12 protein-coding genes and 1 pseudogene are annotated in these 15,884 nt (G+C 65.7%); 11 read left to right on the top strand and 2 right to left on the bottom strand.

All coding sequences use genetic code 11. The features are described from left to right. Positions 1–552: 552 nt before the first annotated feature. The 6 genes and pseudogenes from ABIC76_RS24435 to ABIC76_RS24460 form a co-directional block, all read left to right on the top strand. A pseudogene (locus ABIC76_RS24435) lies at positions 553–1,562 on the top strand (phage integrase family protein); the annotation flags it as partial. A 320-nt stretch (positions 1,563–1,882) separates the two neighbouring features. Then, the gene (locus tag ABIC76_RS24440; RefSeq protein WP_343550226.1) at positions 1,883–3,475 is read left to right on the top strand and encodes an MFS transporter; all 1,593 of its coding nucleotides are present in this window, start codon (positions 1,883–1,885) and stop codon (positions 3,473–3,475) included. Between the two features lie 58 nt (positions 3,476–3,533). Beyond that, a complete protein-coding gene (locus tag ABIC76_RS24445; RefSeq protein WP_147215243.1) occupies positions 3,534–4,031 on the top strand; it encodes a MarR family winged helix-turn-helix transcriptional regulator in 498 nt (165 codons plus the stop codon). A gap of 30 nt (positions 4,032–4,061) precedes the next feature. Beyond that, entirely contained in the window at positions 4,062–5,033 is a 972-nt protein-coding gene (locus ABIC76_RS24450) for a magnesium and cobalt transport protein CorA (protein ID WP_009239793.1), read from the top strand. Positions 5,034–5,043: 10 nt separating this feature from the next. After that, the gene (locus tag ABIC76_RS24455) at positions 5,044–5,601 is read left to right on the top strand and encodes a DNA-3-methyladenine glycosylase I (protein ID WP_027680103.1); all 558 of its coding nucleotides are present in this window, start codon (positions 5,044–5,046) and stop codon (positions 5,599–5,601) included. A 74-nt stretch (positions 5,602–5,675) separates the two neighbouring features. Next, positions 5,676–6,221 (top strand): NADPH-dependent FMN reductase, encoded by a 546-nt coding sequence (locus ABIC76_RS24460; protein ID WP_102065220.1) that lies wholly within the window; start codon positions 5,676–5,678, stop codon positions 6,219–6,221. Between the two features lie 22 nt (positions 6,222–6,243). Here the strand turns inward: ABIC76_RS24460 and ABIC76_RS24465 are convergent, their stop codons facing one another. Together ABIC76_RS24465 and ABIC76_RS24470 are read right to left on the bottom strand one after the other, a co-directional pair. Further along, the gene (locus ABIC76_RS24465) at positions 6,244–7,470 is read right to left on the bottom strand and encodes a CynX/NimT family MFS transporter (RefSeq protein ID WP_102065219.1); all 1,227 of its coding nucleotides are present in this window, start codon (positions 7,468–7,470) and stop codon (positions 6,244–6,246) included. A 94-nt stretch (positions 7,471–7,564) separates the two neighbouring features. After that, positions 7,565–8,443: a Rossmann-like and DUF2520 domain-containing protein gene (locus ABIC76_RS24470; protein ID WP_354535494.1), complete on the bottom strand. Its 879-nt coding sequence runs from the start codon at positions 8,441–8,443 to the stop codon at positions 7,565–7,567. Positions 8,444–8,622: 179 nt separating this feature from the next. On the opposite strand from ABIC76_RS24470, the gene yddG reads away from it, so the two are divergent. The 5 genes from yddG (at position 8,623) to ABIC76_RS24495 (ending at position 15,843) form a co-directional block, all read left to right on the top strand. Continuing rightward, the gene (yddG, locus tag ABIC76_RS24475; protein ID WP_354535495.1) at positions 8,623–9,543 is read left to right on the top strand and encodes an aromatic amino acid DMT transporter YddG; all 921 of its coding nucleotides are present in this window, start codon (positions 8,623–8,625) and stop codon (positions 9,541–9,543) included. Positions 9,544–9,716: 173 nt separating this feature from the next. Beyond that, positions 9,717–9,872 (top strand): DUF3309 family protein, encoded by a 156-nt coding sequence (locus tag ABIC76_RS24480; protein WP_012430511.1) that lies wholly within the window; start codon positions 9,717–9,719, stop codon positions 9,870–9,872. A gap of 144 nt (positions 9,873–10,016) precedes the next feature. Next, the gene (locus ABIC76_RS24485; protein WP_354535496.1) at positions 10,017–11,585 is read left to right on the top strand and encodes an efflux transporter outer membrane subunit; all 1,569 of its coding nucleotides are present in this window, start codon (positions 10,017–10,019) and stop codon (positions 11,583–11,585) included. Next, positions 11,582–12,751, top strand: a complete 1,170-nt coding sequence (locus ABIC76_RS24490) for an efflux RND transporter periplasmic adaptor subunit (protein ID WP_354535497.1) — start codon at positions 11,582–11,584, stop codon at positions 12,749–12,751. Before ABIC76_RS24485 ends, ABIC76_RS24490 begins: the two co-directional genes overlap by 4 nt. Continuing rightward, entirely contained in the window at positions 12,748–15,843 is a 3,096-nt protein-coding gene (locus ABIC76_RS24495) for an efflux RND transporter permease subunit (protein WP_354535498.1), read from the top strand. Before ABIC76_RS24490 ends, ABIC76_RS24495 begins: the two co-directional genes overlap by 4 nt. The last annotated feature ends 41 nt before the right edge of the window (positions 15,844–15,884 follow it).

Genomic DNA, 15,884 nt, shown 5'->3' on the forward strand with positions numbered 1-15,884 from the left:
TGCGCTGATCAACCGCAATTTTAATGTTTCGGACGCCAATCTTCGAAGAACCTTATAACGTGCCCTGGCAGAATTTGCCAATCCACTCGAGGAGCTAAGTATTGAATTCCAAAGGTGACCGTACATTGGCGAACAGGATTGCGGAGAAGGGCGCCGTTGCAAGGCTCTTGGCCGCGTGATATGGACGCGAAACGGTATGGGCGGTAGGGCTGTGAACCAAGCGAGTTCTTCCGTGGATTACCTGGCGAATCCCGGCTGCCGCGACATTCTGAGCCACACACGGACAGCGTTGCATGCCTATTGCACGATCCCCGTCTCCGGTCCAATTTCTTGGATTTGCGACTCAACTGCGTGCGTCTGAGCTTGGCGATCCGCGCCTTCCGGCGCGCGATCTCGAGGTCGCGCTCGGCCATGTCCCGCCACATCTATGCAATCGACACGTGAGCCTCGACCAGCAAGCCTTTCAGGGCGCTGAGTGGTTTTCAGGACGTGCAGCTATTGCGATAAGTTCCCTTATCGCAATAGCTGCATGGAGGCACTAAACTGCCTCCCATGAAAACGCGTCTGCTGTCCGTCGATCCGTCTGTGGGCACTCCGCCTGGTTTCCCCGATGCCGCCGAACTCGCGGCGCTGCGGGGCTGACATGCCGGCTTGTCCACCCGCGGGGCTGTAGAGCGCTATCTTGGCGAACGTCTAACCCCGGAGCAGTCCTCACGCGGCGTGCTCGGCCGCATTCGGCGTCAGCTCGCAGCCTTCGCCCGTCGACGTCAACGCGAAGATCTGGCGATGCTCTTCGAGATGCCGGCGGCCGACCGTGCTAGACAGAGCCGGGCAGCCGACCAAGCCATCGGGTTGCTCCACACGCTGCCGCTGCCAGAGCCGGTCATCAGCGACGACATTGAACGGTGGCTGGACGCACGGGCCGTCGCCGCGCTACGTGCCGCCGGCATCGACACTCTCGCGGGCCTGACCGTGCGCGTGCCACGTCGACGCCGCTGGTGGGCCGTCATTCCCGGGTTGGGGCAAGCCAGTGCACGGCGTATCGAAGCGTTCTTTGTCGAACATCCTCGATTGACCGAGCGAGCGCGGGCGCTGATCGCTGAACAGGGGAGGGGGGACCGTGGGAGGAGTTGCGCCTGCCGAACGAGGTTGACGGCTCGCAGGGGCAGTTCCGTGCCCCGCGCGAGACCTGTGTGCTCACCGCCGACAACGATTACGAGGCCGTTCAAGCGTGGCTCTCCTTGCATGAATCACCCGCAACGCAACGGTCGTACCGCAAAGAGGCGGAGCGCCTGATCCTGTGGGCGATCGTCGAACGCGGCCGGCCGCTGTCTTCGCTCACGACGGAGGATGCGATTGCCTACCGGGCCTTCCTGCGTCGGCCGACGCCACGGGAACGCTGGGTCGGGCCGGCACGTCCTCGTACGTCCGTTGAATGGTGGCCATTCACCGACGGGGTATCTGCGCGCTCGACCGCCTACGCGTTGTCTGTACTGGGCGCCATGTTCCGTCGGCTGATCCAGCAGCGCTACCTGCTGGCCAATCCATTTGCTGCCGTCCGGCGCTGAATGTGGCGACCTTGGGCAGGAGAAACACCAGTGTGCTTTACAAGTGGCACAGCGGGCCGCATTCAAGGGGGCCCCTATGCGGCGCACTGCACCTTTTCTTCCAGCACCCGCCATCTCCTCGGGGCATCGGTTCCACGCTGTGCGTCCGCGTATCCAGAAAGTCGGGTGATCAATGATCCGCTTCGACAGACCTGGTTTTTCCCCGACAGACCTTATTTTTACCAGTCACGCCCAAGCAAGCCCACCAAGATTTCGCTACACTATTAATTGACGAATCAATCGTTGATGTAGCATTTGTCTTGTCGCTCCCGGCCATGGCTGTCCACACCGCGCTTCCGCATTCCCATACCCAGGTCCTGCCGTTCAAGGAATCGCTCCTGGCGATGATCGGCATTTGCTTTGTCGTCGTTCTGGTGGCGTTCGACCAGACGGTGGTCGGCACCGCCTTGCCGACGGTGGTGGCCGAACTCAAAGGCTTTGAGCTGTACGCGTGGGTGGCGACGTCGTACCTGCTGACTTCCGTGGTGACGGTGCCGATCTTCGGGCGCCTGGGCGACTTTTACGGGCGCAAGCCGTTCGTGATTGCATCCATCGTGGTCTTCACGCTGGCCTCCGTCATGTGCGGCATGGCAGGCAGCATGACATTCCTGGTGTGGTCGCGGGCGTTGCAGGGCATTGGCGGCGGCATGCTGGTCGGTACGGCTTACGCGTGCATCCCCGATCTCTTTCCCGATGCGCGCGTGCGTTTGCGCTGGCAGGTGATGCTGAGCGCCTCGTTCGGTATCGCCAACGCCATCGGGCCAACGCTGGGCGGGTGGATGACGCAGGCATTCGGATGGCGGTCGGTGTTCTACGTGAACATCCCGTTCGGTGTGCTGGGGCTGTGGTTTGCCTGGCGCTTCCTGCCGCATCTGCGTCAGAACGTGCACACCGGACGTATCCGGCTGGATTGGCAGGGCGCGGTGCTCATCACGGTGGCGCTGGGCGCGTTGCAGTTGTTCGTCGAATGGCTGCCGCGACATGGCCTGACGCTGGCGTTGTTCGGCTGGCTGGTGCTGTCGGCCGCCGCGTTTGTGGCGCTGTGGTGGTGGGAGCAGCGTGCGGAGCAGCCGCTGCTGCCGTTCGACATGCTGCGCAACCCGGCGCTGGCCGCGCTGTTCATGCTGGCGTTGCTGTCCGGTTTTTCGATGTTTGCGGTGTTGTTCTACGCGCCGTTGCTGTTTCAGGGCGGGTTTGGCATGTCGCCGCAGGAAGCCGGCCTGGTGATCACGCCGCTGGTGGTGTGCATCACGCTGGGCAGCATCATCAACGGGCGCATCGTCACGCGCATTCCCAAGCCCAACGCCATGCTGTATGCCGGCTTTGCGCTGCTGACGGTGGCGGTGGCGGGCATGTCGGTGTCATCCCGCGGCATGCCGCACGCGGTGCTGACGTTGCTGATGCTGCTGGCAGGGCTGGGGCTCGGTTTCGTGCTGCCCAATCTGACCGTGTTTGCGCAGCAGACGGCCGGCCGCGCGCACCTGGGCATTGCCACCGCGTTGCTGCAATCGCTGCGCATGGTCGGTGGCATGGTGGGCACGGCGCTGGTCGGCACCCTGGTGAGCGAGCGCTATGCCTCGGGCGTTGCCAATGCGCTGCGCGCGGACAGCGCGACGCAGTGGTTGCATCAGCTTGCCGATCCCGAAATTCTCATCGATCATGACGCGCAAGCCGCCTTGCTTTCGCAGTTGCATGCTGCTGGCCACGACGGTGCGGCGCTGCTCGAAGCTGCGCGCCATGTGCTGGTGGGTGCCATCCATATCGGCCTGATCGTGGCGACGGTGGTGGCGCTGATTGGCCTCTGGTATGTGCGGCGGGTGCCGCCCGTGGTGCTGCACCATGTCGAGCCCGTGCAACATACGGAATAGGCGAGACACGCCGGAGCGGTTAGGATGCGCGGTTTCCCAGCAATCTCAGCCCTGATCGATGACCTCTGAACGCGAACGCTTCGCCGTCATGCACCAGTTCGGACGCACCTATCGTGCGTTCATGGCCGCCTTCGAGGCACATGTCGGCCAACCGATGCCGCGCTGGCGCATCCTGCTGGCGCTGCACGACAACACCGGCGGCGGCATGGCCCAGAAGCAGCTCGCCGAGCGCCTGCAGATGGACCCGGGCGCGCTCACCCGCCAGCTCAAGGTGCTCGAGCAGCTCGGCTGGATCGAACGCGCGACCGATGCGCGCGACAATCGCCTGACCAACGTGTCGCTGTCAGATGCCGGCCTGGCTGTCGTGCTCGACTGCATGCCGCGCCGCATCGCCTTCATCAATGCCACGCTCGATGGGCTGCCGGACGATCTCGTCCACGCGCTGTCCGAAGCGCTGGCGCAAATCGAAACACGTCTGGCCGAAGTGCCGGCGCTGGCCACCGCGGCCTCCACCGCATCCGATAGCAAATCCGCAGATCAGCCCGCAGACCGCTAACGCGCGCTGAATGCGTTCCCGGAGACAACCATGTCCATGGTGATCAACAGCGCGCTGTACCGCAACGGCAAGCGTGAGCGCGACCTGTCCGTCGAGGCCATCAGCGACGTGCTTCACACGCCGGGCTCCTTTGTCTGGCTGGGTTTGCATGAGCCCGACAACGCGATGCTCGACCGCGTGCAGGAGGAATTCGGCCTGCACGATCTCGCCATTGAAGACGCACGCAACGCGCACCAGCGGCCCAAGCTGGAGGTCTACGGCGATGTGCTCTTCATCGTGCTGAACACCGCGCAGATGGAGGATGGCAACGTCGTCTTTGGCGAAACACACCTGTTTGTCGGCCGGGACTTTCTTGTCTCGGTGCGGCATGGGCCGTCGGCGTCGTATTCGCCGGTGCGTGAGCGCTGCGAGCGCACGCCCCAATTGCTGGCCAAGGGCGCACCGTTTGCGTTGTACGCGGTGATGGACTTCGTGGTCGACAACTATCAGCCCGTGCTGGAACGCCTGCAGGAAGAATTCGAGCAGATCGAAAGCCAGATCTTTGGCGACACGTTCGATCGCGCGGCCATCGAGCGGCTCTATACGCTCAAGCGCCAGCTTCTGCGCCTGCGCAACGCCGCGCTGCCCGTGGAAGACATCGCCGGGCAGCTCGTGCGCCTGCATGAAGACGTGGTGCCCAAGGAACTGCGTGCGTATTTTCGCGATATTGCCGACCATGCGCACCGCGCGGTGGGCGCGCTCGACGTGATTCGCGAAATGCTGACCACGGCCATCTCCGTGAACGTGGCGCTCGTGTCGGTCACGCAAAACGACATCGTGAAGCGGCTGGCGGGGTGGGGCGCTATTCTGGCAATTCCGACCGTGGTGTTCAGCAACTACGGCATGAACTTCAAGGGCATGCCGGAGCTGGAGCATCCGGCGGGGTATCCCATCGTGCTGGCGTGCACGGCCACCGCTTGCGTGTGGCTGTATCGCAAGCTGCGCAAATCGGGCTGGATCTAGGAGACAAGAGATGGCGCGTTGTTGCTGGGCGGGCGAAGACCCGCTGATGATCGAGTATCACGACACCGAGTGGGGCGTGCCCTCGCACGATGATCGCCACCTTTACGAGATGCTCATTCTCGAAGGTGCGCAGGCCGGGCTGTCATGGCAGACCATTCTTCGCAAGCGGGCGCGCTATCAGGAAGTGTTCGAGGGGTTTGATGCGGCACGCGTGGCGCGCTTCACGCCGGCGCGCATCGAAAAGCTGCTCGCCGATCCGGGCATCGTACGCAATCGCGCCAAGGTCGAGGGCGCCGTCATCAATGCGCGGAAGGTGCTGGAACTTCAGGAAGAAATGGGTTCGCTCGACGCATTCCTGTGGTCGTTTGTCGATGGCAAGACCATCGTCAACCGCTGGGACAGCTACCGCGATGCGCCCGCCGCGACCGACGCGTCCAAGGCGATGAGCAAGGCGCTGATCAAGCGCGGTTTCAAGTTTGTCGGCCCGACCATCTGCTACGCCTTCATGCAGGCCACCGGCATGGTCGACGATCACGAAGCGGGGTGCTTTCGCGCCGGCAAGGCTTAGCGCGTGAAGCCTCTTTTTGATCGGGCGAATGTCCGTTATTCTCGCCAGTCCCAACATTGACGGAGTCGTTCTTCATGTCGCTGAATTTTCTCGGCATTGCCGGTAGCCTGCGCCGTAAATCCACCAACCAGGGCCTGCTGCGCGCGGCATCCACCCGCCTGCCCGCAGGCGTGGAAATGGACCTGGCCGACCTGACGGATATTCCGTTCTACAACGCCGACATCACGGACAAGCCCGCCTCGGTGGTGCGCGTGCTTGAGCAGATCGGGCGCGCCGATGCGCTGGTGCTGGCTTGCCCCGAATACAACTATTCGCTGGCGCCGGCGCTGAAGAACATTCTGGATTGGGCCTCGCGCGAGCCCAACAACGCGTTGCTGGCAGGCAAGCCGGTCGCGATCCTGGGCGCGGGCGGCGGCATGGGCACGTCTCGCGCGCAGTACCACCTGCGTCAGGTGTGCGTGTATCTGGATCTGCATCCGCTGAACAAGCCGGAAGTGTTCGCCAACGCGTTCGCCGGTGGCTTTAACGCCGATGGCGATCTGACGGACGAGCGCATTGCCGGCCTGATCACCGAGCAGATGCAGGCGCTGGCCAACTGGACGTTGAAGCACAAGGCTTGATCGAAGCCTTGCGGTAGCAATCTCACTCGCCGGCGTGCAGCGTACGGTTGCGTCCGGCGAGTGAGCCCGCCACGAGCGAGGCCAGCGCAATCGCGCTGAACAGCCAGCCCATCGCCGCCCAGCTGCCGGTCAGATCGTGCAGCACGCCCATGAGGTACGGCCCCGCAGCGGCCATGGTGTAGCCAATGCCCTGCGTCATGGCCGAGAGACTTGCCGCCACGCGCGCATCGGCCGAGCGCAGCACGATCAACGACAGCGCCACGCTGAAATTGCCGCCCTGGCCGAGCCCCAGCAAGACCGCCCACCACCATAGCGTGGACAGCGGCGCGTACAGGCAGCCCATCAGGCCGGCCCAGCACATCAGCATCATCAGGACGACGGCGGGGCGTTGATCGCGCCCGAGCCGCGCCACAAACGGCCCGCCCAGCGCGGTGATGAGCTGCACGAGAATCGACACCGCCACCACCACGCCGGACTGCACGGCGGACAGCCCGCGGTCTTGCAGGATCACGGGCAGCCAGCCGAACACGCAATACGCCAGCGACGATTGCAGCCCCATATGGAGCGTCACCTGCCAGGCAATCGGCTTGTTCCACAGCGACACACGCTGCAGCCGCGTGGCCGCTCCCTTGCCGTGCGCATGCCGCATGTGCGGCCACCAGCCGACAAAGGCCAGCAGAGCGGGCAGCGCCCAGAATGCCAACGCCGGCTGCCATCCGCCCAGCCATGCCGAAAGCGGCGCGCTTGCCCCCGCTGCCACCGCCGCGCCAAAGCACAGCGCCATGGTGTAGACGCCGGTCATCAGGTCTGCCTGCCGGCCGAAATCGCGCTTGACGATGCCCGGCAGCAGAATGCCCGTCACGCCAATGCAGGCACCCGCCGCCAACGTGCCGATGAAGAGCGGCGCAACGCCGCCCGCGCTGCGCAAGGCAATGCCTGCCGCCAACGCAATCAGCAAGCCGCCCACGGCGCGTTCTGCGCCAAACCGCCGAGCCAGCACCGCGGCGGCCGGCGCAAACAGCCCGAGGCACAGCACCGGCAGGGTCGTCAGCAAGCCCGCCGTGGCGCCAGACAGCCCCGTGCCTGCCGTCACCTGCTTGAGCACGGGCGACAGGCTGGACAAGGCCGGCCGCAGGTTCACGCCCACCAGCACCAACCCCACCACGAGCAGGATCAGCGCGCCGGATGAACGGGGTGCAGCGGTGTCATGTGCAGCGGGAGGTGGCGGCGAATGCGGTGTGTGGGACATGGCAGAGCAGGCTGGCGGGCAAGCTGCCGATTGTAGGGCGCGCGCCGGATTGGTGCATGCGCGCCGCCCAATCCCAATGATGCCGACTCCGGAATTACGTAGGGTTGAGTCGCGCAGCCAGTTCGCTCAGCACGTCTGCGGAGGGCGCGCCGCGCTCGGCGGCCAACGCCAGCGCGCGCCGCGTGAGTGCGGTGTACAGCGCCGCGTGATCGACGCCCAGGGCATCGAGCGCTTGCAGATGTTTGTCGATCACGCCGCCGTCTCCGCGCGAGACCGGACCTGAGAGCGCTCCAGCCAGGCCGCGTGCGCGGGCTGCGGCGAGCGTGCCATCTACGAGCGGCCACATGGCCGCGACAGCGGCATCGCGGTCGATGCCAGCGGCTTCCCACAGCGTGGCGGCTTCATGCAGCGCGCACAGCAGGAAGCTGGCCGCGTAGTTGGCACCAGCGTGATACAGGGCGCGTTGCCCGGCGCGCACCTTCAGCGGCGTGCAGCCTAGCCGCAGCGCAAAGCTGGCGAGCGCCGCATCGTGCGGGGCGTCGGCGTCAATGGCGATGGAGGCGCCGCCCAGGCGTTCCGCGTCATCCGGCAAACCGGCAAACAGGAAGAGCGGGTGGAAGCTGGCGGTCTCCGCGCCAGCCTGGCGGGCGGCATCCAGCAAGTTGCGCTCGCCCGCGCCGCTGCAGTGGAGGACGAGCTGGCCAGGTCGCCAGCGCACGTTGCCGACCACGCCCGGGATGGCGTCATCCGGCACGGTCACGAAGACCCAATCGGCGGCATCCGCCACGCCTTGCGCATCGACAGCCTTTGCGCCCGTGGCTTGTGCGAGCCACGCGGCGGGCGCGGCCGACCGGTTTGCAACCGCCACGGTGCGCACGCCTGCATCGTGTGCCCGTGTGGCCAATGCCCGCGCCAGCCGCCCCGTGCCAATCCAGCCCACGGAAACGGGCGCTTCGATTGCAAAAGACGTCATAGCAAACCTCGAATTCTTATCGTCAGCATCTTATAGCGAAGGATCGTCCGTAGACGAAGATGCGGCTATCGCGCGCGCTGCGACTGCGGCCGGTAAACTGCACGGCTTTACCGGCCGAGTTGGGCCGGGCGCAAGCGAGCGGTTTTCTTCAGGCGGACATGTCAGTGCAAGCAGGTGTTATGCAAAGCAAAAGTCGGGCAACACTCATCGGACTCATCGCCGTGCTGCTGTGGAGTTCGATCGTCGGATTGATCCGCGGCGTGAGCCAGCATCTGGGCGCTGTGGGCGGCGCCGCCATGATCTACACCGTCGCGTCGGTGCTGTTGATGTTCACGGTCGGCTTCAATCAACTGAGGACGTTTTCGCGGCGCTACCTGCTGTGGGGCAGTCTGCTGTTTGTGTCGTACGAGCTGTGTCTCTCGCTGTCGATCGGCTATGCCAGCAGCGGGCGGCAGGCGATCGAGGTCGGGATGGTCAATTACCTGTGGCCGACCTTCACGATGCTGGCGGCCATCGCCTTCAACAAGCAGCGGGCGAATGCGCTGATCGTGCCGGGCGTCCTCGTGTCCATCCTCGGAATCTGCTTCGTGCTGGGCGGGGACCAGGGGCTTGATATCGCCGGCATGGCCGGCAACGTCAAGGACAACCCGCTCAGTTACGGATTGGCCTTTGCAGGCGCGGTGATCTGGGCGGCGTATTGTACGGTGACCAGCCGCATTGCCAACGGCAAGAATGGCGCAACGCTGTTTTTCATCCTGACCGCGCTGGCGCTGTGGATCAAGTTCTTCGCCACGGGCGGCGGGACGATGCATTTCAGCATGTCGGCGGTCGTCTACCTTGCGTTGGCCGCATCCGCAATGGGGTTTGGCTACGCGGCGTGGAACGTCGGCATCCTGCACGGCAACGTCACCGTGCTGGCGGGCGCGTCGTATTTCATCCCTGTGTTTTCGGCAGCGCTGGCCGCGGCGCTGCTGCATGCGCCGCTGTCGTTTGCGTTCTGGAAGGGCGCGTCGATGGTGGTTGCCGGGTCGATCCTATGTTGGCTGGCGACGCGCGGTGGTCGTGCAAAGACGTTGTCTTCGTCCAAGTCTTCCGCATGACGTAAGAAAGGGCGCATGGAGGCCGTCAACGTGCCCGCCATTTCGCAATTAACTGCCAGGAATTCAAGAAAACCGCAGATGGAGCCAGCACGGGAACGGGGCGTGCTAGATGCCGTGTAAGCCGCAGCGCCACGACGGAACGGCGGCATACCAACACAGAAACAGGAGGCATCATGTTGAGCACCATCCTCATCATCGTTCTCATCTTGCTGCTGATCGGCGCATTGCCGTCGTGGCCGTACAGCCGGAGTTGGGGCTACGGCCCGACGGGCGGTCTCGGGCTGATCGTGGTGATCGTCGTCATTCTCGTGTTGCTGGGCTATATCTGACGCCGCGGTCGACGCCGATGCGCGCAGGCTTCTGAGCATCGCCTGACCAGTTGTCGACGGTTGGCTGAGCACCGTGGCAGGGCGGGTGTCTTGCAGACGCTTGACTGGGCATAATCCCAGCTGCGTTCCAGAAGGACACTTCCCATGAAGACAGGTCGGACAGGTCGACTCGCCGGCAACTACGCGCCCGGCAGTCGGGCCCGAGTCGCGCCGCTGGTGCTGGCCCTGCTGCTGGCTGGCTGCGCGGTCGGGCCCGATTACCACACGCCGCCCCTGAGCGGCACCGAAGCCCCGCAAGGCTGGCATGCCACGCTGCCCCACCACGGCAGCCGCATGGCGCTGGCGCGCTGGTGGGAGCAGTTTCACGATCCTGTGCTCACCCAACTGGTTGAGCAAGCCGATGCGACGAGTCCGACGATTGCGCAGGCGGTAGGTCGCGTGCGCGAGGCGCGGGCGAGCGTCTCGACCAGCCGCGCGGCGCTGCTCCCCCAATTGAAGGGTTCCGGTTCTGCCATGCGGCAGGGCGGGTTCGGTGGCAGCCAGTTTGCCGGCGGCGCGGGCGGCCTTTCTGGTGGCGCACTCAACCCGACGCTGGGGCTGGGCACGATCACCACGCTGGCTGCGCAGGCCGACGCGTCGTGGGAGATCGACCTCTTCGGCGGCAAACGCCGCAGCCTGGAAGGTGCCGACGCGCGGTTGACGGCCAGCGAAGCCGATTGGCACGACGCGCGCGTATCGCTCGCCGCCGAGGTCGCCAATACCTACTTGCAGCAACGCGAGTGCGAGGCGCTCGTGAATATCGGCGCGGCAACGCTGTCGTCCCGACAGGAAACGCTGCAACTGACCGAACGTAAATTCCGTGCGGGCTTTGTCGCACCGGCTGATTTTGCGCAGGCGCAGGCCACCGTGGGCGATGCGGTGAATGCGCTGGAGGGCCAGCGTGCGCAATGCGCGCAGGGTATCGACAAGCTCGTCACCCTCACCGGCCTCGACCACGACGCGCTGAACGGGCTGCTCTCCAAAGATAACGCGCAGATTCCGGCGCCGCCCGATGCCGGCGTGCCCGATGTGCCGGCGCAGGTGCTGTCGCAACGCCCGGATGTGTCGTCGGCCGAGCGCGCGGTGGCGGGAGCCAGCGCCGATATCGGTGTAGCGGTGGCAAGCCGCTTGCCGTCGATCACGCTGGCGGGTTCCATCGGCATCAATTCGTACCGCCTTGGCGGGCAATCGTTGACGAGCAAGTCTTGGTCGTTTGGGCCGTCGGTGTCGTTACCAATCTTTGACGGCGGCTCGGGCGCGGCGCGCGTGGAAACGGCGCGTGCCCGTTACGACCAAGCGCTGGCCAGCTATCGCGGCAAGGTGCGCCAGGCGGTGCAGGAAGTGGAAGACGCGCTGGTGCGCCTCGATGCTTCGGACCGCCGCGTCGATGCGGCCGCGATGGCCGATGCGCAATACGCAAAGGTGCTGGAAGCGTCGAATGCGCGCTACCGGCTGGGCGCCGGCAGCCTGCTGCAGCTGGAAGACGTGCGGCGTACGGCGTTGCAGGCCTCGCAATCGCTGGCGGCCGTGAAGCTGGAACGCGCACAGGCCTGGGTGGCGCTGTACAAGGCCGTCGGCGGCGGCTGGCGCGACGATGGCTCCAATCCTCATCCCGAAAACAAGATCACTGCGCCGGCCGCACAGGGCGGGGCGCATACCGGAACCGCTTCATGACAGGACAACGAGTTTGGATGGGCGCGCTGGCGGTGTTGCTGGCCGGCGCGCTGGCGGCGTGCGGCAAATCTGCGCCCGAGAACAAGAAGAACGAGCAGACGCCTGCCAAGCCGGCGCTGGCTGTCAACGTTGCGCATCTCGCACAGCAGGTGTGGCCGCGCATCGCCACGGCCAGCGGTGCGGTGCAGCCGTGGCAGGAAGCCAGCATCGGCGCCGAGGTGAACGGACTGAAGCTGGCGGAAGTGCTCGTCAACGTGGGGGATGTGGTCAAGCAAGGCCAGCTGCTTGCCCGTCTGTCGGATGAAACCGTGCGCGCCGATGTGGCCGCGCAGCGTGCCAGCCTGGCCGAAGCCGAAGCCTCGGCCGCGCAAGCTGCCGGCGAGGCGCACCGTGCGCATGAACTCGACAAGAGCGGTGCGATCAGCCAGCAGGATCTGATCCAGTACGACACGCAGGCCAAGACGGCTGCTGCCAAGCTGGCCGCGGCCCGGGCGCAGTTCGAGAGCCAGCAACTGCGCTTGCGCTACACGCGTGTGGTCGCGCCCGACGATGGCGTGATCAGCGCCCGCACGGCCACCGTGGGCGCCGTGGTGTCATCCGGCACCGAACTCTTCAAGCTCATCCGCGAGAACCGCCTGGAATGGCGCGCCGAAATGCACGGCGACGTCCTGCCGCGCATCCAGCCCGGCCAGGCCGCGCGCGTGCGCCGCATGGACGGCGGCGTGGTGAACGGCCGCGTGCGCCAGGTCGCTCCCACGGTTGACGCCAACACGCGCAATGGCCTCGTCTATGTCGATCTGCCGCCGGAAGCGGCAACGTCCGGCGTGAAGGCCGGGATGTATCTCTCGGGCGATGTGCTGCTGGGCGATGCGCCGGCCGCGACCTTGCCAGAGACCGCCGTCTTCTCGCGCGATGGTTACGATTACGTGATGGTGATCGGCCAGCAAGGGCGCGTGCGCCAGACCAAGGTCACGGTCGGCCGCCGCCAGGCCGGAAACGTCGAAATCGTGCAGGGCATCGGCGCGAATGACGGCGTGGTCGCTGCCGGCGCTGCCTTCCTGAGCGATGGCGATGTGGTGCGCGTGGCGGCCAGCGGTGCAGCGTCCGCACCCGCCGCGCCCGCCGCACCCGCTACAGCGGCGCCGGCAGCCGGAGCCAAGCCATGAACTTCTCCGCCTGGGCGATCCGCAAGCCGATCCCGTCAATCCTGCTGTTCATCCTGATCACGGTGGCGGGGTTGGTGTCGTTCAAGATGCTGTCGATCCAGAACTTTCCGGACATCGACTTTCCTGCGGTTTCCGTGACGGCTAGCCTGCCGGGCGCCACGCCCACGCAGATGGAAACCGAGGTCACGCGCAAGATCGAAGACAGCATTGCGAGCATCGGCGCGATCAAGCACATCACATCCACCATCAACGACGGCAGCTCGACCACGATGGTCGAGTTCCAGCTCGAGAAGGATGTGCAGGAAGCCGTGAACGACGTGCGCGATGCGGTCAGTCGCATCCGCGCGCAGTTGCCGTCCGACGTGCAGGAACCCGTCATCTCGCGCGTGACGTTCGCCAGCCTGCCCGTGCTGACGTACGCCGTGGAAGCGTCCGACATGGACGCGGAGGATCTGTCCTGGTTCGTCGACAACACCGTCAACAAGCGGCTGCTGTCGGTGCATGGCGTGGCCAAGGTGACGCGCCAGGGCGGTGTGGACCGCGAAGTGCGCGTGCAGCTTGACCCCGTGCGCCTGCAGGCGTTGAACGTGTCGGCGGCGGACATCAGCGCGCAAGTGCGCGGCATGCAGCAGGAAGCGCCGGGTGGGCGCGGCAACATCGGCGGGCAGGAGCAGGCGGTGCGCACGCTCGGCACGGTGAAGAGCGCGCGCGAACTGGCGCAGATGGACATCCCGTTGTCTGACGGCCGGCGCATCCGGTTGTCGGATGTGGCCGACGTGCGCGATACCGCGGCTGAGCCGCGCCAGATGGCACTGTTCGACGGCAAGGCTGTCGTGAGCTTCCAGGTGTTCCGCTCGCGCGGCGCAAGCGAAATCTCGGTGGCCAAGGGCGTGCGCGAAGCGCTGGCCGTGTTGCAGGCCGAGCGGCCCAACGTGCATGTGACCGAGGTCTACAACATGGTCAAGCCGGTGTCGGACGCGTACACCGCGTCGATGCACGCGCTGTACGAAGGCGCCATCCTCGCCGTGATCGTGGTGTGGCTGTTCCTGCGCGATTGGCGGGCCACGTTCGTGTCGGCCGTGGCGCTGCCGCTGTCGATCATCCCGACCTTCGCGGCGATGCAGTTGCTCGACTTCACGCTCAACGGCATCACGCTGCTGGCGCTCACGCTGGTGGTCGGGATTCTCGTTGACGACGCCATCGTGGAGGTGGAGAACATCGTGCGCCACCTGCGCAATGGCAAGAAGCCGCTCGAGGCCGCCATGGAAGCGGCGCAGGAGATTGGCCTGGCCGTGGTGGCGACCTCGCTCACGCTGGTGGCGGTGTTTCTGCCCACGGCCTTCATGGGCGGCATCTCGGGCAAGTTCTTCAAGCAGTTCGGATGGACGGCGTCGCTGGCGGTGCTGGCCTCATTGCTCGTGGCGCGGCTGCTCACGCCGATGATGGCCGCGTACATGCTCAAGCCGCAGGACGAGCCCAACCGCGACGGCTGGATCATGACGCGCTATCTGCAGGCGGCACGCTGGTGTCTCGTCCACCCGTGGAAGACGGGCGGCATGGCGGCGGCGTTCTTCGTTGTTTCGGTCGCCATCATCGGGCTGATTCCCGCAACATTCCTGCCGCCCGAAGACTGGGCGCAGCTCCAGATGACGGTGGAAAGCCCGCCCGGCAGCACCATCGCCCAGACGCGCGACAACACAGAGCGCGTGCGCAAGATCGTGATGCAGCACAAGGAAGTCCGTCACGTCTATACGGCCATCGGCTCGGGCGTGATGGCCGGCGTGCCGGGCTCCAGCGGCGGCGAGGTGCGCAACGGCACGCTCACGATCTCGCTGACCGACCGGCATGATCGGCACATCAAGCAGCAGGACGTCCAGCGCCAGTTGCGCGAAATGCTGGAAGGCGTGCCGGGCGTGCGAATCTCGTTCGGCGCGGTGGGCTCCGGCGAGCAACTCCAGGTGGTGCTGACCGGCGACGACCCCGCCACGCTCCAGCAGGCCGCACGCGATGTGATGCGCGATCTGCGTACCGTGCCGGGGCTCGGCGCGGTCACGTCGTCGGCCAGTCTGCTGCGGCCCGAAATCGTCATCCGCCCCGACTTTGCGCGCGCGGCACAGCAAGGCGTGACGGCCGCGGCGATTGGCCAGGCCGTGCGCGTGGCCACCGCCGGCGACTACGACGTCAACCTGCCGAAGCTGAACCTGCCCGAGCGGCAGGTGTACATCCGCGTTGAACTGGATCCGAAGGCACGCAACCAGATCGACACGATTCGCCAGTTGCGCGTGCCGGGCCGCAACGGCGCGGTGCCGCTGGAGAACATCGCCGATATTTCCATCGGCAGTGGCCCCGCGCAGATCGACCGGTATGACCGCAGCCGCAACGTCACCATCAGCGTCGGGCTGGAGGGGCGCGCACTGGGCGACACCAACATGGCGGTGGAGGCGCTGCCGTCCATCAAGAACTTGCCCCCGGGCGTGCGCCGCATTGCCTCGGGCGATGTGGAGGGCATGCAGGAGCTGTTCAGCAGCTTCTTCCTTGCCATGTTTGCGGGCGTGCTGTGCGTGTATGCGGTGCTGGTGCTGCTGTTCCACGACTTCACGCAGCCGGTGACGATCCTGGCGGCGCTGCCGCTGTCGGTGGGCGGAGCGTTCGGGCTCTTGGCGCTGTTTGGTTTCAGCTTGTCGTTGCCGGCGTTGATCGGCTTGCTGATGCTGATGGGCATCGTCACCAAGAACTCGATCCTGCTGGTGGAATACGCCATCGTTGCGCGGCGCGATCTCGGCATGTCGCGCACCGAGGCGATCATCGACGCTTGCCACAAGCGCGCCCGCCCCATCGTCATGACCACGGTGGCCATGACGGCCGGCATGGTGCCGATGGCGCTCGGCCTGGAAGGCGATGCCGGCTTCCGCGCACCGATGGCCGTGGCGGTGATCGGCGGTCTGCTGACTTCTACGCTGCTGAGCCTGCTCGTGGTGCCGGTGGTGTTCGAAAAGGTGGACGACTTCAAGGAGTGGGCGTGGCGCAAGTTCCGCGGCGTGCACCCTCACGGGCAGCGGGCCGAGGCCGCGTCGGAGCATGGCCCGCGCTAGGTGTAGCATCGGGCGGTCTGCCAACGTACCGCGCTGCGGAG

It is taken from the genome of Ralstonia sp. 1138 (assembly GCF_040544795.1).
Lineage (GTDB): Bacteria > Pseudomonadota > Gammaproteobacteria > Burkholderiales > Burkholderiaceae > Ralstonia > Ralstonia flatus.

What these genes read in the sequence shown, in the direction of transcription:
- ABIC76_RS24440 (WP_343550226.1), top strand. Translation starts at nt 1,883, where the DNA reads ATGGCTGTCCACACCGCGCTTCCGCATTCCCATACCCAGGTCCTGCCG.
- ABIC76_RS24445 (WP_147215243.1), top strand. Translation starts at nt 3,534, where the DNA reads ATGACCTCTGAACGCGAACGCTTCGCCGTCATGCACCAGTTCGGACGC.
- ABIC76_RS24450 (WP_009239793.1), top strand. Translation starts at nt 4,062, where the DNA reads ATGTCCATGGTGATCAACAGCGCGCTGTACCGCAACGGCAAGCGTGAG.
- ABIC76_RS24455 (WP_027680103.1), top strand. Translation starts at nt 5,044, where the DNA reads ATGGCGCGTTGTTGCTGGGCGGGCGAAGACCCGCTGATGATCGAGTAT.
- ABIC76_RS24460 (WP_102065220.1), top strand. Translation starts at nt 5,676, where the DNA reads ATGTCGCTGAATTTTCTCGGCATTGCCGGTAGCCTGCGCCGTAAATCC.
- ABIC76_RS24465 (WP_102065219.1), bottom strand. Translation starts at nt 7,470, where the DNA reads ATGTCCCACACACCGCATTCGCCGCCACCTCCCGCTGCACATGACACC.
- ABIC76_RS24470 (WP_354535494.1), bottom strand. Translation starts at nt 8,443, where the DNA reads ATGACGTCTTTTGCAATCGAAGCGCCCGTTTCCGTGGGCTGGATTGGC.
- yddG (WP_354535495.1), top strand. Translation starts at nt 8,623, where the DNA reads ATGCAAAGCAAAAGTCGGGCAACACTCATCGGACTCATCGCCGTGCTG.
- ABIC76_RS24480 (WP_012430511.1), top strand. Translation starts at nt 9,717, where the DNA reads ATGTTGAGCACCATCCTCATCATCGTTCTCATCTTGCTGCTGATCGGC.
- ABIC76_RS24485 (WP_354535496.1), top strand. Translation starts at nt 10,017, where the DNA reads ATGAAGACAGGTCGGACAGGTCGACTCGCCGGCAACTACGCGCCCGGC.
- ABIC76_RS24490 (WP_354535497.1), top strand. Translation starts at nt 11,582, where the DNA reads ATGACAGGACAACGAGTTTGGATGGGCGCGCTGGCGGTGTTGCTGGCC.
- ABIC76_RS24495 (WP_354535498.1), top strand. Translation starts at nt 12,748, where the DNA reads ATGAACTTCTCCGCCTGGGCGATCCGCAAGCCGATCCCGTCAATCCTG.